The organism is Agromyces bauzanensis (assembly GCF_014645655.1).
Lineage (GTDB): Bacteria > Actinomycetota > Actinomycetes > Actinomycetales > Microbacteriaceae > Agromyces > Agromyces bauzanensis.
Genome location: NZ_BMMD01000013.1, coordinates 1 through 18,519 on the forward strand (window position 1 = coordinate 1; position 18,519 = coordinate 18,519).

Consider the following 18,519-nt stretch of genomic DNA (forward strand, 5'->3'; position numbering starts at 1 on the left):
CGATCCGCACCGCACCCTGTCTGAAGTCTTCATCGAACTTCCGATACCTGCTCATCGCTCCTCCTACTTAAGCGATGTCTCCACGATACGAGGGGAAACCCACGGCGGGGTCGATCACGTCTTCGGGTACAGCTTCATCCTGACCAACCTGGAAATCACCACGCCGGAACACCTCGCCGAGACCGAGTGGTGGTACCGCCACCGCACCGACATCGAGGCGCTGAACAAGGACGCCAAGCACGGCGGGGCGCTGCGCCACCTGCCCTCGAAGTACCACGCCGTCAACACGGTGTGGATGTGGGGCGCGCTGCTGGCCTGCGCGATCTCCGCCTGGCTGCAAGAGATCACCGGGCTCGACCGCGGAAACGGGCGCGGCCGGCGCACCCTCGCGACCCTGTGCCGTGAGCTGATCAACGTCCCCGCCCGCATCACTCGCCGAGCGGCGTCATCGTGCTGCGACTGCCCCCCGGTGACCAGCTCCTGGCTGCCGTCCTGCCCTGCTTGCAGCAACTCCCACGCGCCGGCTGACCCACGAACCATCCAACCCCACCAAGACGAGAAGGACCATCGGAGCGGAACCCCGCCCACCCGGCGCGACAGCCGGGCCGGCGTCATGCGTTCACCGCACCGGACACGCAAACGACACGAACCCTCAGCAAACCGATGCACGCGCGACCGCTACTCGCAGATCTGGGTCAGAGTAGCGTTCTCCAAGAATTCGCTGCCGGCCGAACCTCGAGGGCCTCGGCGACATCCGGCCCCCTGCCCGCCGCTGGACCACAAACACGCCGGAGCGCCGCCGCCGTAGGACCCGGCCGTATCAGTGCAGCACCAGGGCTTCAGGTGAAACAGTTGCTCTGCTCGGCAAGGTAGGCCTTCCGCACCCAGAGCGCCCAAGGCTCGGCTTGGACGAGCGCTCTCAACGCTCTGCTTGGTAAGGGCGGGAATTCAACAGCCACAGCGCCCGAGACGCTCCTCAGCGCCCGAGACGCCCCTCAGCGCCCGAGATGCGAGGCTCGGCTCGGACGAACGGGCTCAACCCTCCGCCGAGCAATTCTTCTCTGAATGGACCCGACGACGTCCGGCGTCTGCACGCCCACGTCGCCGCGCAACGTTCCTGCCGGAGCGGCTGGTGCCGTGGGGTCGCTCGGATACGGTAGCGCCCAACGTTTCACGCAATACGTCTTCTGCTTGGGATGGGCGGGAATTCAACGCCACAGTGCCCGAGACGCCGAGGCTCGGTTCGGACGAGCGCACTCAACACTCCGCCGAGCAATTGTTCTCTGAAAGGACGCGACGATGCCGGGGGCCTCCGCGCGCCCACGCCACCACGCAACCTTCACGCCGGACCGTCGGCGTGGTAGGCGGCTCGGATACGCAGCACGAAGGGTTTCACGTGAAACGGATCGCTCCGGTCGGAGAAATGGCCCTCCCCCAGATGGCCTCAGCGACCGAAACACTCATGCTCGGAGGAGCGCTCTCGGAAAGGCCCTGTCGCCAGAATCGGAGGCGGGCTCGACGTAGTCCGGTTACAGCAGCCCGGACGGCGAGGACCTGGCCGGCGGTCTCCATCAGCCGGCGTGCGATGCGCAGGCCGCTTCAGGAGGGACGCCGGGATCGATGATTGACCGAGGACCGGTGTGCCAAGGCCGCGACCGTCGTCAGCTTGGAGGAACGTGGCACCTCGACGTCTGTAACGCGAACGACAGAACGTGACACCGTCGCGCGTGACAGGCATACGTCCGGGGTTACACCCGCGTTTCACGTGAAACACCCACCTCGTCGACTCCACGCGGCGTTCAGTTGCCGCCGCCGCGCGACCCGTCCTCACCAGGTCTCCTCGACACACATCAGAATGCGGTCATCCGCGTTCCACACCGTCGTCGCCGCCGCCGCCGGTTAGGCTTGAGTGTCGGATCGGCGGAGCGTTGCCGGCCACGCTGGCACGAGCATCGGGTGGGAGCAGTCGGAATGGGACAAGGCGCCGGACGCGGGTGGTTCCACCGCAAGCGCCACGAGCCCGACTCCGACGAGATCGGCGGCACGACACACGCCAGTGCCGACCGAAGCTTCGACGTTCAAGATCAGGACGAGGTCGCACCCACGCCTCCGGCTCCGACGTCCGACCCAGTCGACCACTCGCAATGGAGCCCTGAGGCCCGGGGCAGCATCCCACCCCGGCAGCCGGACGTACACCCGGTCGACGCCCTGCGAACAGAGCGTCACGAGAGCCGGGCGGCGCCGCCTGAGAGCCTCGGCGTTCCGTCGCGGGCAGGGGTGGCCGAAGCACCCTCGAACTGGCCCGCAGGGGGAATCGCCGCAGACGACGACCGGGACGCTCTCGCCCCGACGTCCGGCCGCGACAAGGACGGCCCGGGTCACTCGCCTGATGATGACAACACGTCCGACCCAACCACGGTGATCGCGGGTGACGTCAGCCAACGAGCAACGCCAAAAACGACGAGCATCGATTGGGACGCGGCTACCGCGGCTGCGCTCAGCGACGAGACGGAACCATTGGGGACGACACTCAACCCGCGAGCGGTCTCAGGATCGACCGCGGATCGACTCCTCGAGGACATCATCAGGGAGATCGTCGGTGATGCCGCGGCCGACACGGTCTCGTCATTGCAGCCGTCGCACATCGACCCCGAGACGTACACCGCCGCACCCGCTGCCCAGGTCGGCTCCACCTCGCAGTCCGAGTCGACGGCATCTGAGTACACGCCCCCGACCGCGTCGACAGCGACGCCCGAGTCGGAGGGCTACAACGCTGACGGCAAGGACGATGTTGCCGCCGCGGAGGCAATGGACCATCGGACTGCGCCTGCGCGCGCCGAGGTCAGCATCGTGACCGGTCCAGCCGATGGTGAGCCGCTCCGATCGCGCACGACAGAGTCGAACACTTTCCTTGCTGCGGCACTGTCGGACACCACAGCCCACGCAGACGACGCGTCAGCCTCAGAGCCGCCACAGCAGCAAGCGGCGCCCGACGAGGCCCTCGCCGCGCCGACCGCGATCGAGGGTGCCTCGATCGACCGGGTGGTTGTGGAGTGGCAATCGCAGGAGACCGGCGAGGACGCCGCTCCCGCCGCGACCGGGGTGAACGGGACGGCGAAGGCGGTGTTCACGATGGAGTCATCGCGGATCTCGGCCACCCATTCGGCCGCAGTGAATGCGGCCGCCGGGCATCCCGCTGACGCGGAGCACGTCGACGTGACATCCGATGATGCATCCGACGTTCTCAGATCAAGCCCACCGGTGGCCTCACCAGACGTGCATCAGGTGACGGTCGATGACGATGGATCGCTGGACTCAGATGTGCCCGAGCCCACCGATGTCGACGCGCACAACCCCCAACCCCTGAACGCGTCGTGGCCGACCGAGGCCTCGATCGCCGCAACCACGACCGGCGAAGGCATCGACGTTTCACGTGAAACTGTCGTTCGCGCTGCAACACCCGTTTCACGTGAAACGGTCATCGAATACGGAGGAACTCCCCTGGCTGACCAACTCGCCGACGAGACTCGTCGGCGCCTCGCGCTGGATGAGGCGGTGCTTCCGATCCCCCCGAGCACGCGCATCATCACGATCTCGAACCAGAAGGGGGGCGTGGGCAAGACCACGACCGCCGTCAACCTCGCCGCCGCACTGGCGCGTTCCGGTGCGCGCGTGCTCGTGGTCGACCTCGACCCCCAAGGCAATGCGTCCACGGCGCTCGGTGTCGATCACCGCTCCGAGCAACAGAGCGTCTACGACGTGCTCGTCGCGGACTTGCCGCTCGCCGAGGTCATCCGGCCGTCGACCGAGCACGATCGCCTGGACTGCGTGCCCGCCACCATCCATCTCGCGGGCGCCGAGATCGAACTGGTCTCACTCGTTGCTCGCGAGCAGCGCCTCCGACGCGCACTCGACAACCACCTGGCCTCGATGGAACGACCGTACGACTACGTCTTCATCGACTGCCCACCGTCGCTGGGCCTCCTCACGATCAACGCATTCGTCGCGGCCCGTGAAGTGCTCATCCCGATCCAGTGCGAGTACTACGCCCTCGAAGGACTCTCGCAACTGCTCAGCAACATCGAGCTCATCGAGAAGCACCTCAACCCCGAGCTCCGCCTAACGACGATCCTGCTCACGATGTACGATTCGCGCACCAACCTGGCGCAACAAGTGGCGCAGGAAGTGCGCGACCACTTTCCCACCCAGACGCTCAAGACGATCATTCCGCGTTCGGTGCGGGTATCCGAGGCGCCCAGTTATGGTCAGAGCGTCATCAGCTACGACTTCGGATCCACGGGGTCGTTGTCCTACCGTGAGGCGGCCGCCGAGATCGCGCGCCGATCCGTCTCCAACCCGAAGGAACACACGCATGGCAACTAAGCGAACCGGACTCGGACGTGGAATCGGGGCCCTCATTCCGAGCGGAGACGACGCGACTCGTCCGAACCGGCCGGTCGACGTCTTCTTCCCCGACGCCGAATCCACGCCAGCCACGGCGATCGCGGCGGTCGAGCAGGCCGCGACAGCCGAGGGACTCATCACGGTGCCGGGCGCCCACCTCGCGCGGCTCGATCCGAACGACATCGTTCCGAACGCGCAGCAGCCGCGAGTTGTGTTCGACCCCGATGATCTCGCGGAACTGGTGCATTCCATCCGCGAGTTCGGAGTCCTGCAACCGATTGTCGTGCGCCCACACCCCACGGAGCCCGGCAAGTACGAGTTGGTCATGGGTGAGCGTCGGCTGCGCGCGACCAAGGAGGCCGGGCTCGACTCGATTCCCGCCGTGGTGAAGGACACCGCCGACGAGGCGATGCTCCGTGACGCCCTACTCGAGAACCTGCACCGCTCACAACTGAATCCGCTGGAAGAGGCGTCGGCCTACCAGCAACTGCTGTCTGACTTCGGAATCACGCAGGAGGAACTCGCCGCCCGCATCGGACGTTCCCGCCCACAGGTCACGAACACCCTGCGGCTGCTCAAGTTGCCCGAGTCGGTGCAATTGCGAGTCGCTGCCGGCGTGCTGAGTGCGGGACACGCGCGGGCGATCCTCTCGATAACCGGCGACGCCGAGGCGATGCAGCGTTTCGCCGACAAGATCGTCAATGAAGAACTGTCGGTGCGGGCCGCCGAGGCGGTCGCCACCGGCACACCGAAGCCATCGCGCGCCAAGCCAGCGGCGGGCAAACGACAGGACTTCCTCGACGATCTCGCCGGCCGGATGAGTGACCGGCTGAACACCCGGGTGCGCATCGCGTTGGGCGCACGAAAAGGGCAGATCAGCATAGATTTCGCGACCGTGCAGGACCTTCGCCGGATTCTCTCGGATCTCGGCGAACAACTCGACGGCGTGTAGGAGGCCGACGCGCGCAGAATCGTTCCTGACAACCGAAACGCCCGCGTCGAGCTTCCTCGACACGGGCGTCTCACGTCCAGGTGGTCGCGGTCCTCAGGACACGCGAGCGACAGCGGCGTGCACGAGGCCGTTGTACACGGCAGCCGCATTCGTCTGGGAAGCTTCGATCGCGAGGGGGACGAGCGACGTCTCAGTAAGGCCAGGGATGACATTGGCCTCAAGGAACCACGGCACCCCCTCGTCGTCGACGATGAAGTCGACGCGCGAGAGGTCGCGAAGACCGAGGGTGCGGTGCGCGAGCATCGCGGCATCCGAGACGGCGGTCGAGATCTCGTCGCTGAGACGCGACGGAGCGTAGAACGTGGTCTCCCCCGCGTTGTACCGCGCCTGGAAGCCGTACACCCCGTCGACCGGTTCGATCTCGACCGGCACGAGCGCCCGAGGCCCATCCCCGAGGTCGACCACCGCGACCGCGATCTCGGTGCCGACGACCCGCCGCTCCACCACAGCCACCTCGTCGTACGTGAACGCCTCGACCATGGCGCGCGGCAGGTCGTTGGGATCGCCGACGATCGTGACGCCCTGCGCGGAGCCGCCCGACCCGGGCTTCACCACGAGGTCGCCCTCGAGAGCACCGCGTACCACGCGGAGCACGCTCGCGGCACCGAGCTCCCGGAACGCCTCGTGCGACAGCACGATGGACTCAGGCACGGCGATGCCGGCCTCCGCGATGAGCGAGCTCGCCACAGGCTTCGACCAGGCCTGCCGTGCAGCGGCGCCCGTCGATCCGACCGTCGGCACTTCGAGCGCACGAAGCAGGTCGAGCAGCGACCCGTCCTCACCGCTCGAGCCGTGCAGCGCGGGGAACACCACGTCGGGGCGCTCGCGCGCGAGGAACGGCAGCAACCCGGCATCCGGATCGCGAAGCTCCACCCGATGACCAGCATCAGTGAGGGCGTCGGCGACCCGACGCCCGGAGCGGAGCGAGACGTCGCGCTCGTGCGAGATGCCGCCCGCCAGCACAACGACGTACAGGCCACTAGAATCACTCATGATCTGGGTTTTCTCCACTACTTGAGGTCGGAAGGCGGGGCGGCTTCGAACCCGGCGCTCGGGGGGAGCTGTAGCGGGCCGGTGCCGGCGAAGGTGTCGAGCAGGTCGAGTTCGCCATTCACGACCGTCGCGAGGCGCCGGATGCCGACGCGGATGGCATCGGGTGTCGGGTAGCAGAAGGACAGGCGCATCGCGTGTCGGCCTCGTCCGTCGGCGAAGAATGCGGTTCCGGGCGTGTACGCAACGAGTTCCCTGACGGCGCGGGGCAACATCTGCTTCGAGTCGAGCACGTCGGGCATGGTGACCCACACGTAGAAGCCGCCGTTGGGGTTCGTCCAGCTGAGTTGCGGCAGGTACTCCCCCAGCGCCTCGATCATCGCGTCCTTCCGTTCGCGATAGACGCCGCGGAAGGTGTCGATCTGCGCCCGCCAGTCGGTGGTCGACAGGTACTCCGACACGACGAACTGGCTGAACGAGCTCGGGGAGAGGATCGCCGACTCCGCGGCGAGGATGAGCTTCTCGCGGATCGCGTGCGGGGCGAGCGCCCACCCCACTCGGAATCCCGGCGCAAGCGTCTTCGAGAACGAGCCCAGGTAGATCACGCCGTCCTCGTCGAGTGAACGCAGCGCGTTCGGCGCCGGCTCGTCGAAGTGGAGGAGGCCATACGGGTTGTCCTCGAGCACGAGGATCTCGTTGCTGCGGCAGATCTCGAGGATCTCGGGTCGACGCTCGGCCGACAGCGTGACCCCGGCCGGGTTGTGGAAGTTCGGGATCGTGTAGAGGAACTTGATGCGGCGACCTTGGCCACGTAGGTGCGCGATCGTCTCCCGGAGCGCCTCGGGGATGAGCCCGTGTTCGTCCATCGCGACGTGTACGACGGTCGCCTGGTAGGACCGGAAGACCCCCATCGCCCCGACGTAGCTCGGCGCCTCGGCGAGGATCACGTCGCCCGGGTCGATGAAGAGCTTGGCGACGAGGTCGAGCGCCTGCTGCGACCCTGTGGCGGTGACGACGTTGTCGACGCTGCCCCGGATGCCCTCGAGGGCCATCACGTCGAGGATGTGCTCGCGGAGGGCGGGGATCCCCTGGCCCGACCCGTACTGCAGGGCCACCGGGCCCTGTTCGCGCATGACGCGCTCCATCGACGAGACGATGAGCTCCTGCGGCAGCGCCGAGACGAAGGGCATGCCGCCCGCGAGCGACACCACCTCGGGGCGGGAGGCGACGGCGAAGAGGGCTCGGACCTCTGAGGCGGCCAGTCCCGCGGCACGCTCGGCGTAGTTCGCGTACCACGGGTCGAGATTGTTGCCGGTCCGCTGGGGGACGCCGTCAGAGGTCACATCGCTTCCGTTCTGCTCAGGATATTCATGCTAGTTGCTGGGCTCACGCCGCCCGTTTCCGTGACGATACTCGAGGCCCGCACGCCCGGACGACGCGAAAGACCCGCCCGGTTCGCACCGGACGGGTCTTCTGGAATCGCGAGGTCGCCGGCTACGAGATGAAGGCGGCGAGGTCGGCCTCGAGGGCGGGCTTCGGCTTGGCGCCGATGACGGTCTTCACGACCTCGCCCTTCTCGAACACCTTGAACGCGGGGATCGCCGTGATCTGGTACTTCATCGCGAGGTTCGGGTTCTCGTCGACGTTGAGCTTCACGATGTCGAGCCGGTCGGAGTTCTCGGTGGCGATCTGGTCGAGGATCGGGCTCACCGCGCGACACGGGCCGCACCACTCGGCCCAGAAATCCACGAGGACGGCCTTGTCGTTCATGAGGACCTCCTGCTCGAAGGTGGCTTCGGTAACGGCACGTGCGGTCATTGCGTTTCTCCTTTGGTGGAAATCGGATGTAGCGTCGACGTCAGTCGACGACGGCGAACTCGGTCTCGAGCACTGCCTCCGCGGCCTTCTCGTTGCCGAGCGCGGCGAGGAAGTGCTCGGCGTCGAGTGCGGCGGTCGCACCGGTGCCCGCCGCGGTGACGGCCTGACGGTAGGTCGGGTCGATGACGTCGCCGGCTGCGAAGACGCCTGCGACGGACGTCCGCGTCGAGCGCCCCTCCACGGCGATCGTGCCCTCGGGGGTGAGGTCGAGCTTGCCATGCACGAGGTGCGTGCGCGGATCGTTGCCGATCGCCACGAAGAGGCCGTCGAGGTCGAGGCCGCGCACGTCACCAGTGACGGTGTCGCGGAGGCTGACGCCGCTCACCTTGGACTCGCCGTGGATCGCCGTGACCTCGGCGTTCCAGACGAACTCGATCTTCTCGTTGTCGAACGTGCGCTGCTGCATGATCTTGGACGCCTTGAGCGTGTCACGGCGGTGGATGACGTAGACCTTGTCGGCGAAGCGGGTGAGGAAGTTCGCCTCCTCCATGGCCGAGTCGCCGCCACCGACGACCGCGATCGTCTTCTGGCGGAAGAAGAACCCGTCGCACGTGGCGCACCACGACAGGCCATGACCCGAGAAGACCTCCTCTTCGGGCAGACCGAGCTTGCGGTAGGCCGAGCCGGTCGCATAGATGATCGCCCGAGCCTCCTCGACGCCGCCGTTGCCGAGCTTCACGCGCTTGACGAGACCGTCGAGCTCGAGCTCGACGACATCGTCGTAGACGACCTCGGTGCCGAATCGCTCGGCCTGGGCCTGGAACTTGGCCATCAGGTCGGGGCCCATGATGCCCTCAGGGAAGCCGGGATAGTTCTCGACCTCCGTGGTGTTCATGAGTTCGCCGCCGATCTCGACCGAACTCGCGATGAGCAGCGGCTTCAACTCTGCGCGCGCGGCATAGATGGCCGCCGTGAACCCTGCCGGGCCCGATCCGATGATAATGATGTCGCGCAACGCCACTCCTCTGATCACTGCCTGCATCGGGCACCCACACGAGCGGATGCCACGACATTGTGAACACAGTCTAGGCGGCGAGTATTCCGGCGGTCTGTACGACAGCGCACGTTCGGGTGGCCCGCCCACGCGGCATCCGCGGACTCCGCCGGTTCGGTCAATCGCGGCCGACGCGGCGCAGGAGCGGCTCGGCGAAGGCACGCAGCTCCTTCGACCGGAGCATCCACAGCAGGCCGAAGTAGAGCACCGCCATGGCGGTGCCGATGGCCGCCATGGAGACGATGGCGCCGATGCGATCGGCGATCGCGAAGCCGCCCTCGGTGTAGCCGCCGAGGGCCGCGAGCAAGCCGAGGCCGGCGACGACCGGGACAACGGCGGCAGCAAGGTCGCGCGCGAGGCTGCCGATGATGCGACGCCCGTCGATGCGGTCGAGACGCCGGCGGAGGAGGCCGATCGCGAGGAGCAGCTGTGCGGTCGTGGCGATCGTGGTGGACAGGGCCACGCCGACGGCAATCCACTCGACGGGCAGGAAGATGCAGGTCAGGGCCCCGATCGAGAAGACCACGACCTGGAAGAGCGTGAAGAAGAACGGCGTGCGGGTGTCGCCGAGCGCGTAGAACGTGCGCTGCACGATGAACAGGATGCTGAAGCCGACGAGGCCGATCGCGAAGGCGATGATGACGTTGCCGAGGGCGGAGGCGCCGGCGAGGCCGGGCTGGAAGACCGCGGCGAACGGATAGGCGACCACGACGAGCACGGCGCTGGCAAGGACGAGGATCAGCGACACGCCCCGAACGGCGCTCGACAGGTCGTCACGAACGCGGTCGAGGGCGCCGCCGGCCGCATGCTCGCTCATGCGCGTGAAGTACGCCGTGGCGATCGACACGGTGATGACGGAATGCGGAAGCATGAACACGAGCCACGCGGCGTCGATCGCCGCGAGCGACGCGGCCTGGTTGGAGGCGATCAGCACGACCTGCGTCTGCACGATCCCCGCGAGTGTCGTGAGCAGAAGCATGCCGAAGGTCCATCCGGCCATCCGGCCCGCGGCGCTGAGGCCCACACCCCGCCAATGGAAGTCGGGCCGGTAGCGCAGGCCGATGCGCCGCCAGAACCAGAAAAGCACGACCGCCTGCGCCACGATGCCGAGCGTGGCCGAGCCCGCGAGCAGCGCGACCATTCCGGGGGTCCACTCCCCCACGCTGCGATCGCCTTCAGGGTCGAAGCCGAAGAGCAGCCCGAATGCCACGAGGCCGATGAGGGCGACGATGTTGTTGAGCACCGGCACCCACGTGAAGGGGCCGAAGCTCCGACGTGCGTTCAGCACCTCGCCGAGCAGTGTGTACAGCCCATAGAAGAAGATCTGCGGGAGGCACCACCAAGCGAAGGCGATCGCGAGCGGCAGGATCTCGGGATTCGAACCGGCGTAGATCCACGCCAGCACGGGGGCGAGGGCGGTCGCGACGACGGTCGCGGCGCCGATGACGACGAGGGCGAGCGTGAGCAGCTTGTTGATGTAGCCGCTGCCACCGTCGGCGTGCGTGCTGGCCCGCACGATCTGCGGCACGAGCACGGCGCTCAGCACGCCGCCTGCGACGATCACGTAGACGGTGTTCGGGAGGCCGTTGGCGACGGCGAACGCGTCGGCGCTCGCGGAACCGACGACGCCGATCGTGCCGGCCAGCACGATCGCCTTCAGGAATCCGAGCATGCGCGACACGATCGTGCCCGACGCGAGGAATACGCTGGCGCGCCCGATGCGGTCCTCAGCCACGCGTGCCGCTCTCCGCGTCGGTGTCCGCTTGGGTGTCGGATGTCTCGGTGTCCGTGTCCGACGTCGGCGCGACCGCGTCGGTTTCGGTGTCCGCGTCGGTGCCGGATGCCTCGGTGTCGGATGCCTCGACCTCTGCGCCCTCGGCGGTGGCATCCGCCGCCTGATCGGAGCGAGCACGGCGACGGCGACGGATGTTGCGCCAGATGCCGATGCCGAACACGAGCACGACGAGGGTCGCGAGGATCGTGGCGCCGAGGCCCTCCCAGTCGGCCTGCACATTCGCGGGGATGGTGACCGAATCGCCGATGGGAACGCCGGTCGGCGACGTGAGCGAGACCACGAGGGACACGTCGCCGTTGCCGACACCCGCCACGACGGGCACGCGCACTGTGCTTCGCGACTCGGGCTCGACCGTGACCTCGATGCGGTCCTCCACGATGAGCCTGCCGTTCGACGGGTCCACCTCGACCAGGACCGTGACGGGGTACGGCAGGCCGTTGTCGATGGTGGTCGGGACACCCGTCTCAGTGGACACCACGTTGATCGGGCTCGACTGCACGACCGAGACCGATCCGATGATTTCGCGCTGGTCGACGAGCCAGTCGCCGACGGCCGAGGTCCACGACTCGGGGTCGTCGAGCCAGGTGACGTCGAGGAGCGACATGAGGTCGCGACGCGTCGGCGCGGTGAGCAGGCGATCGTCGGCGAGGACGCTCGCGAACGACACGACCTCGGCCTCGGCGGCGATCATGCGTGAGACGTTCGCGCGCCGGTCGTCGGCCTCGACGCCGTCGACGAGCGTGCGCGTCACGGGCGGTGCGCCGATCGCGTCGGCGAGCCCGGCGAGCGTCGACCACCCCGACCCCTCGAGCTCGTCGATCAGCGCCGAGACGCGGTCGGAACGCGCGGGTGCACCGCGGTCGAATGACGCGAGCACGGTGGTGCGGGCGGAAGCGGCGTCGAGGGCGAGCTCCGAGAGCACTCGGCCGGTCGCGGCGCGCCACGCGGCATCGGTCTGTGCGGCGGCGGCGGCGCGCAGTGGCTCGGTGAGTCCCGCGTCGGCGACCAGTGCCGTGGAGGCATCGATCGTGGCCGACGCCGAGGTCGGCCCGTCGACGGGCGCCGCGTTCGTCGGGGCGAGCAGCGCCGTCGTCAGGCCGGCAGCGTCCAGGTACGCGAGATCGCCTGGCGCGACCGTGTCGTCGGCGGGCCAGGCGATGTCGGTGCGGGTGTACGGCCAGGCGAGGAGGTCGTCTGTCGTGGGCACCGCGCCGGGTGTCGAGGGCTCCGCAGCAGCCTCCGTCGGCTCGACACCGTCGGCGTCGGCATCCGTGCCATCACCGTCGGTGGGAGTGAAGTCCGCCGGATCCATCGCGTCTTCGAACGAGGTCGGCGACAGCAGCCCGGGCAGGCCCACCTGCGACTGCACGGCAAGGTCGGCGTCGGCGTAGGCGAGCGGGAAGATCTCATTCGCGAGCCCCGAGAGCCGCTCGAGCCAGGCGATCGCCGAGGCCGGTGCGCTCGAGCCGAGCACCCGGATCGAGGCCAGGATGCGCGGGTCGAGCCCGATCGCGACGCGACGGCCCGCGAGCGCGTCGAGCTGGCGGGTCAACACGCCCGTCGGGCCGGTCCAGTTCTCGAGCTGCGTCGCGGGGATCAGGCCCGAGGGCCCGCCCCCCACGGGGACCGTGACCGGTGCGACGAGCGCCACGGCGACGGAACCGCCGGCCGGAACGTCGGCGTTCGGATACGCATCGGTGCCCGTGGCGACCACGGTGTCGCCCACGACGAGCTCCGCGCCGAGGCCGACGATGGGCGAGCCCGCGAGATCGGCGAACAACTCGGGCGCGATCGTGAAGGGCACGAGCACGGTGCCACCAGCGGAGAGCCCGCGTGACTCGCCCTCGGCGAGCGGAACCGCGGCGCCACCGATTCCGGCGCCGGAACCGCCGCCGACCGCGAGCCAGTCGTCGAGCTCGGCCTCGTCGTCGATCACGGCGCCTGCGTGGACGAGCCGGACGCGGCCGGGTGCGACGGCCTCGCCGGTCGCGTTCTCGATCTCGACCGTGATCGTGACGGGTGCGGAGACCGTCAGGCTCGTGGAGATGGTGGGCGAGACCCGCACGCGGAGGCCGGCCTCCTCGCCGTCGACCGACTGGGGCGGTCGTGATTTCGCGGCGCCCGACGCGCCGCCGGCACCGGCGGCACCCCCGCCTCCGATGCCGAGCATCGCCTGCAGGCCGGCGGGATCGACGCCCGCCGTCGCGGCGATCGGGGCGGCGGCGATGCCGGCGAGGGCGGCCACCGCGAGGCCGACCACGACGGCACGGCCGCGGCGCCTCGAGCGGGGAGTTGGTGAGTCGGCGCGGCGACGCGCTGGTTTCACCTCGGCCACCATGCAGGCGATTCTACGGCGTGGGCCCGGGGCATCCGGTCGGCGTCCACAGGCGCGCGTGGGACGGGCCGCCCGGCGTTCGCCGCTTAACATAGGGGGCATGCAGAGTGTCGCGGCGGCCCTCGACCGCCTGGGCGAGCTGGCCGCTTCGCCGACCGTCGCGAAGCTCGCAGCGGCCTTCGAGGCGGCCGACCACGAGATCGCCCTCGTCGGCGGACCGGTGCGCGACGCGTTCCTCGGCCGGCAGGTGAGCGACCTGGACTTCACGACGGATGCCACGCCCGACCAGATCCTCGAGATCGTGAAGCCGATCGCCGGCGCTCACTGGGACGTCGGCCGCGACTTCGGCACGATCGGCGCGAAGATCGCCGGCGAGACGGTGGAGATCACGACCTACCGCTCCGACGCGTACGACGGAGCCTCGCGCAAGCCCGAGGTCGTATTCGGCTCGACGCTCGACGACGACCTCACGCGACGCGACTTCACGGTGAACGCCTTGGCCCTGCGCCTCCCCGAGCTCACCCTCGTCGACCCATCGGGCGGCGTGGAGGACCTCATCGCGGGCATCCTGCGCACGCCCGCAGCCCCCGAGCAGTCGTTCGGCGACGACCCGCTGCGGATGCTCCGTGCCGCCCGCTTCTCGGCCCAGCTCGGCTTCGTGATCGAGGAGGGCACGCGCGCCGCGATGTTCGAGCTCGCGCCGCAGATCGACCGGATCTCGGCGGAGCGCGTTCGCGACGAGCTATCGAAACTGCTCCTGACCGCGACGCCTCGCGGCGGCATCCGGCTGCTCGTGGATTCGGGGCTCGCCGAGCGATTCATCCCCGAGATCCCCGCGCTGCGGCTCGAGGTCGACGAGCACCATCACCACAAGGACGTGTACGAGCACTCGCTCATGGTGCTCGACCAGGCGATCGACTACGAGGTCTCTCGCGGCCGGATGGCGTCGCCCGACCTCGTCCTGCGGCTCGCGGCGCTGCTGCACGACATCGGCAAGCCGGCCACGCGACGGCTCGAGCCGGGCGGGGCTGTGTCGTTCCACCACCACGACATGGTGGGCGCGAAGCTCGCCCGCAAGCGGCTCCGCGCGCTGCGCTTCGACAACGACACGATCGCGGCCGTCTCGCGCCTCATCGAGCTGCACCTGCGCTTCTTCGGGTACACCGACGGCGTCTGGTCGGACTCGGCCGTGCGTCGTTACGTGCGCGACGCAGGCGATCAGCTCGAGCGGCTGCACATCCTCACGCGAGCGGATGTCACGACCCGAAACCGCCGCAAGGCGGACCGCCTCGCGTTCGCCTACGACGACCTCGAGGAGCGCATCGCGGTGCTCGCCGAGGAGGAGGAGCTCGCCGCCGTGCGCCCCGAGCTCGACGGGCGGCAGATCATGCAGCTCCTCGGCCTCAAGCCCGGGCCGCTCGTGGGCGAGGCGTACCGCTTCCTGCTCGACGTGCGGCTCGACGAGGGACCCATCGGTCCGGATGCCGCGGCCGAGCGCCTGCGCGCCTGGTGGGCGCGTCGCGCCGACTGACCCGTCCCCGTCCCTCTCTCCTCCCTCGCCCCGGCGAGTGTTAACGTTCGGTCCCCAGTGATAACGTTCTGGGTCGCACGAATCCGGCCAACGTTAACACTCGCGGCGTGGCGCGGCGGGGCGGAGACTCGTCCTCGACAGGCCGGGCGAGTTGAGTCGACCCGGTGAGGTGTCCTCCCTGGGCCAACGGGCGGGGCTTCGCGCGGCACAGTTAGCGCGTGGACGATTGGGAAGTGCGTCGGGTGGCCGTCTTCGGGGCACGGGATGCCGCGGTGCGAACCTCCTCCGCCGAGACGCGATCGAGCCACGTTCGCGTCCGGCGCGGAATCTACGTCGACAACTCGGACTGGGCCGAGAAGGAGCGCGAGGCGCGGCACTTCGTGCGGATGCAGACGGTCTCGGCGTCGATGAGATCGGCCCCGGTGTTCTCGCACCAATCGGCCGCGCTCATCTGGGGCCTGCCGGTCGTCGGGGTCCCGCTGCAGGTGCAGTTGATCGCCGCGGGCCGCGTCGGGGTGCGCTCGCAGCGAGGCATCCGCTGGCACAACGACGCCCTACGCGACAGCGAGATCGCCGAAGTGGGCGGATTCCTCGTGACGAACCTCGAGCGGACGTTGGTGGATCTCGCCCGGGCGTGCACGTTTCCATCAGCGGTGGCGGCGCTCGACGCCGGCATCAGGACGTCATTCGAATCGCCGGTGGCCGGCCGGGTGCGGGGCGTGGAACCTGCGCGACTCGGCGAGTTGGTGAACGCCGCAGCGAGGCGGCGGGGCGTTCGCGCGGCACGACGAGCCGTCGCTTTCGCGGATGCTCGATCCGGTTCGGCCGGGGAATCGGTCAGCCGGGCGAACCTGCACCTGCTCGGCTTCCCGGCGCCGGAGCTTCAGGTTCCGTTCCGCCGCGACGACGGCGGGTTCGACATCGTCGACTTCGACTGGCCCGCGCTCGGCCGATTCGGGGAGTTCGACGGCCGCGGCAAGTACCTTCGCGATGAGTACACCGCGGAACGAACGATCGAGGAGATCGTCCTTGCCGAGAAGGATCGCGAGGACCGGATCCGTCGGCACCGCCCGCTCGGCGTGCGGTGGGGATGGGATGTCGCGCTCGAGCCCATGAAACTCCACCGCCACATGGTGATGCACGGTTTCCATCCAGCGGGCTGACACCTGCCATGCCCACGCGAGTGTCAACGCTCCTCTCGGGATGGAGTGGCGGACCGTCATCATTCGGCGAGGAGCGTTAACACTCGCGTGAGGTGAGGTGAGGTGAGGTGAGGTGAGGTGAGGTGAGGTGAGGTGAGGTGAGGTGAGGTGAGGTGAGGTGAGGTGAGGTGAGGTGAGGTGAGGAGGGGAGGGGAGGGGAGGAGAGGGGTGGGGAGGGGGCGGCGGGCGAATGGCGCGCGGGTGCCGCATCCGTTACACTCAGAAGGTTGCCCGTGCGCCGCAGTCGCAGCCTCCTCGGAGCGACGTATGCACAACCCTCCTGTTACAGAGAGCCTGTGACCGTTCAGTCCGAAGGAGGTGGGTTAGTCATGCATCAGTACGAGCTGATGGTCATCCTCGATCCCGAGATCGACGAGCGCACCGTTGCTCCCAGCCTTGACAAGTTCCTCAACGTCATCCGGAACGATGGCGGAACGATCGACAAGATCGATATCTGGGGACGCCGTCGCCTGGCCTACGAGATCAACAAGAAGTCCGAGGGCATCTACGCCGTCGTCGACTTCACGGCCGAGTCCACGACCACCGACGAGCTCGACCGCCAGCTGAACCTCAGCGAGGCCGTCATGCGCACCAAGGTGCTCCGCGCCGAAGAGGCGATCGCCCAGGTCGCCGCCCACGCGAAGGCTCAGGAGGAAAAGGCCGCGAAGAAGGCCGCCGCCTCTGCGAAGGCCAGCGCGAAGGCCGCTGCCGCGGCATCCGCCCCCGTCTCGGCCACGAAGGACGCCTAGTCCCCATGGCCGGCGAGACCATCATCACCGTGGTGGGCAACCTCACTGCAGATCCCGAGCTGCGATACACGCAGAACGGCCTGGCGGTTGCCAACTTCACCATCGCGTCCACGCCCCGCACGTTCGACCGTCAGGCGAACGAGTGGAAGGACGGTGAAGCGCTGTTCCTGCGCGCGAGCTGCTGGCGTGAATTCGCCGAGCACGTGGCGGGTTCACTCACCAAGGGTTCCCGGGTCATCGCTTCCGGGCGTCTCAAGCAGCGTTCCTACGAGACGAAGGAAGGCGAGAAGCGCACCACCATCGAGCTCGAGGTCGACGAGATCGGCCCGAGCCTGCGCTACGCCACCGCGTCCGTGACGCGCGCCCAGTCGAGCCGCGGTGCGGTCGGAGGCGGCTCCTACGGCGGCGGCCAGTCCGACGACGCATGGGCGCCCAGCGCTCCCGCGGCCACGCAGTCGGGCCAGGCCTCCGGCGGCGACGTCTGGAACGCGCCCGGTACCAACTACGGCGACGAGACCCCCTTCTAGTACTCAGCGGGCCTTGCGACCCGCACCATCAAGACAGGAAAACCAATGGCTGGAAAGAGCAGCGGCGACCGCCGCAAGCCGAGCCGCGGGAAGGGCGCGAAGAACGCCGCCCCGGCGAAGTCGATCAAGGTCGGCGTCATCGACTACAAGGATGTCGCCACCCTTCGCAAGTTCATCTCGGAGCGCGGCAAGATCCGCGCCCGTCGCATCACCGGTGTCTCCGTGCAGGAGCAGCGCCTCATCGCCCGCGCCGTGAAGAACGCGCGCGAGATGGCCCTCCTGCCCTACTCGGGCTCCGGCCGCTAAGGAGCACGACAATGGCAAAGGTAATCCTCACGCACGAGGTCACCGGCCTCGGCACGGCCGGCGACGTGGTCGAGGTCAAGAACGGCTACGCGCGCAACTACCTGGTCCCCCAGGGCTTCGCGACGCCGTGGACCCGTGGCGGCCAGAAGCAGGTCGAGCAGATCAAGGCCGCCCGCGCGGCCCGCGAGCTGCACTCCCTCGAGGACGCGCAGGCCCTCAAGGCCAAGCTCGAGTCGGGCAAGGTCAAGCTGGCCGTCAAGGCGGGCCTCGGCGGCCGCCTCTTCGGTTCGGTGAAGACGGCGGATGTTGCGGCTGCCGTCTCGGCGGCCGGCCTCGGCGAGATCGACAAGCGCAAGATCGAGATCCCGTCGCCCATCAAGGCGGTCGGCGAGCACGAGGCGACCGTTCGCCTCCGCGACGAGGTCTCGGCCACGATCACCCTCCAGGTGGTCGCCGCGAAGTAGTTCGCGACCCATTCGCAGACGGCGGTTCGGGCTTCGGCCCGGGCCGCCGTCTCGTCGTTCCCGGGGGCGGTTCGCAATCAGCGCGCGCTGCCTCCGTCGGCACACGTGGAACCTCCCGACGGCCCAGCTTCGGATGCCAGTCGGATGTCTCAGGCCTACACCTCCGAGGGGAGTCGCGCAAGTCGAAATGGAGAGTTGCCTGACATGGTTGTGCACAGGTGAGCATGCGGCATCCGTGGACTTCTGAAGAAGTTTTCCCCCACAGGTGTGGAAACACGAAATCCCCGATCGTTTGGAAATTCAGCCCGTGTAATTCCACAGAATTCCACAGT

General features: G+C 68.4%; 14 protein-coding genes and 1 pseudogene. 9 read left to right on the forward strand and 6 right to left on the reverse strand.

Going from position 1 to position 18,519, the window contains the following annotated elements:
• The 3 genes and pseudogenes from IEX31_RS11560 to IEX31_RS11570 all read left to right on the forward strand — a co-directional run.
• Positions 1 to 808, forward strand: a pseudogene (locus IEX31_RS11560) (hypothetical protein); the annotation flags it as partial.
• A 2,672-nt stretch (positions 809 to 3,480) separates the two neighbouring features.
• Positions 3,481 to 4,383 carry a ParA family protein gene (locus IEX31_RS11565; RefSeq protein WP_308423502.1) on the forward strand — a complete coding sequence of 301 codons (903 nt, stop codon included), beginning with the start codon at positions 3,481 to 3,483 and terminating at the stop codon, positions 4,381 to 4,383.
• Positions 4,373 to 5,356: a ParB/RepB/Spo0J family partition protein gene (locus IEX31_RS11570; protein ID WP_188743593.1), complete on the forward strand. Its 984-nt coding sequence runs from the start codon at positions 4,373 to 4,375 to the stop codon at positions 5,354 to 5,356. Before IEX31_RS11565 ends, IEX31_RS11570 begins: the two co-directional genes overlap by 11 nt.
• A gap of 93 nt (positions 5,357 to 5,449) precedes the next feature.
• Here IEX31_RS11570 and IEX31_RS11575 read toward each other — a convergent pair whose 3' ends face one another.
• The 6 genes from IEX31_RS11575 to IEX31_RS11600 form a co-directional block, all read right to left on the reverse strand.
• Complete coding sequence (locus IEX31_RS11575) at positions 5,450 to 6,409, reverse strand: D-alanine--D-alanine ligase family protein (RefSeq protein WP_188743594.1); 960 nt, start codon at positions 6,407 to 6,409, stop codon at positions 5,450 to 5,452.
• Positions 6,410 to 6,426: 17 nt separating this feature from the next.
• Entirely contained in the window at positions 6,427 to 7,749 is a 1,323-nt protein-coding gene (locus IEX31_RS11580) for an aminotransferase-like domain-containing protein (protein WP_188743595.1), read from the reverse strand.
• A 151-nt stretch (positions 7,750 to 7,900) separates the two neighbouring features.
• On the reverse strand, positions 7,901 to 8,365 hold the full coding sequence (gene trxA, locus IEX31_RS11585; protein ID WP_373285521.1) for a thioredoxin: 465 nt from the start codon (positions 8,363 to 8,365) through the stop codon (positions 7,901 to 7,903).
• The gene (gene trxB, locus IEX31_RS11590; RefSeq protein WP_188743597.1) at positions 8,265 to 9,239 is read right to left on the reverse strand and encodes a thioredoxin-disulfide reductase; all 975 of its coding nucleotides are present in this window, start codon (positions 9,237 to 9,239) and stop codon (positions 8,265 to 8,267) included. Before trxB ends, trxA begins: the two co-directional genes overlap by 101 nt.
• 157 nt (positions 9,240 to 9,396) lie before the next feature.
• A complete protein-coding gene (murJ, locus tag IEX31_RS11595; RefSeq protein WP_229662296.1) occupies positions 9,397 to 11,013 on the reverse strand; it encodes a murein biosynthesis integral membrane protein MurJ in 1,617 nt (538 codons plus the stop codon).
• Positions 11,006 to 13,411: a DUF6049 family protein gene (locus IEX31_RS11600; RefSeq protein ID WP_188743598.1), complete on the reverse strand. Its 2,406-nt coding sequence runs from the start codon at positions 13,409 to 13,411 to the stop codon at positions 11,006 to 11,008. Before IEX31_RS11600 ends, murJ begins: the two co-directional genes overlap by 8 nt.
• Before the next feature lie 97 nt (positions 13,412 to 13,508).
• Between IEX31_RS11600 and IEX31_RS11605 the strand changes: the two genes are divergently transcribed.
• From IEX31_RS11605 to rplI, 6 genes are all read left to right on the forward strand, one after another.
• Positions 13,509 to 14,939: a CCA tRNA nucleotidyltransferase gene (locus tag IEX31_RS11605; RefSeq protein ID WP_188743599.1), complete on the forward strand. Its 1,431-nt coding sequence runs from the start codon at positions 13,509 to 13,511 to the stop codon at positions 14,937 to 14,939.
• Between the two features lie 218 nt (positions 14,940 to 15,157).
• Positions 15,158 to 16,102, forward strand: a complete 945-nt coding sequence (locus tag IEX31_RS11610; protein WP_188743600.1) for a hypothetical protein — start codon at positions 15,158 to 15,160, stop codon at positions 16,100 to 16,102.
• 368 nt (positions 16,103 to 16,470) lie between these two features.
• On the forward strand, positions 16,471 to 16,890 hold the full coding sequence (gene rpsF, locus IEX31_RS11620) for a 30S ribosomal protein S6 (protein WP_188743601.1): 420 nt from the start codon (positions 16,471 to 16,473) through the stop codon (positions 16,888 to 16,890).
• Between the two features lie 5 nt (positions 16,891 to 16,895).
• On the forward strand, positions 16,896 to 17,417 hold the full coding sequence (locus IEX31_RS11625; protein ID WP_188743602.1) for a single-stranded DNA-binding protein: 522 nt from the start codon (positions 16,896 to 16,898) through the stop codon (positions 17,415 to 17,417).
• A 45-nt stretch (positions 17,418 to 17,462) separates the two neighbouring features.
• Positions 17,463 to 17,723, forward strand: a complete 261-nt coding sequence (gene rpsR / locus IEX31_RS11630; protein ID WP_056727560.1) for a 30S ribosomal protein S18 — start codon at positions 17,463 to 17,465, stop codon at positions 17,721 to 17,723.
• A gap of 11 nt (positions 17,724 to 17,734) precedes the next feature.
• On the forward strand, positions 17,735 to 18,187 hold the full coding sequence (gene rplI, locus IEX31_RS11635) for a 50S ribosomal protein L9 (protein WP_188743603.1): 453 nt from the start codon (positions 17,735 to 17,737) through the stop codon (positions 18,185 to 18,187).
• The last annotated feature ends 332 nt before the right edge of the window (positions 18,188 to 18,519 follow it).

What these genes read in the sequence shown, in the direction of transcription:
- IEX31_RS11570 (WP_188743593.1), top strand. Translation starts at nt 4,373, where the DNA reads ATGGCAACTAAGCGAACCGGACTCGGACGTGGAATCGGGGCCCTCATT.
- IEX31_RS11575 (WP_188743594.1), bottom strand. Translation starts at nt 6,409, where the DNA reads ATGAGTGATTCTAGTGGCCTGTACGTCGTTGTGCTGGCGGGCGGCATC.
- IEX31_RS11600 (WP_188743598.1), bottom strand. Translation starts at nt 13,411, where the DNA reads ATGGTGGCCGAGGTGAAACCAGCGCGTCGCCGCGCCGACTCACCAACT.
- IEX31_RS11605 (WP_188743599.1), top strand. Translation starts at nt 13,509, where the DNA reads ATGCAGAGTGTCGCGGCGGCCCTCGACCGCCTGGGCGAGCTGGCCGCT.
- rpsF (WP_188743601.1), top strand. Translation starts at nt 16,471, where the DNA reads ATGCATCAGTACGAGCTGATGGTCATCCTCGATCCCGAGATCGACGAG.
- IEX31_RS11625 (WP_188743602.1), top strand. Translation starts at nt 16,896, where the DNA reads ATGGCCGGCGAGACCATCATCACCGTGGTGGGCAACCTCACTGCAGAT.
- rpsR (WP_056727560.1), top strand. Translation starts at nt 17,463, where the DNA reads ATGGCTGGAAAGAGCAGCGGCGACCGCCGCAAGCCGAGCCGCGGGAAG.
- rplI (WP_188743603.1), top strand. Translation starts at nt 17,735, where the DNA reads ATGGCAAAGGTAATCCTCACGCACGAGGTCACCGGCCTCGGCACGGCC.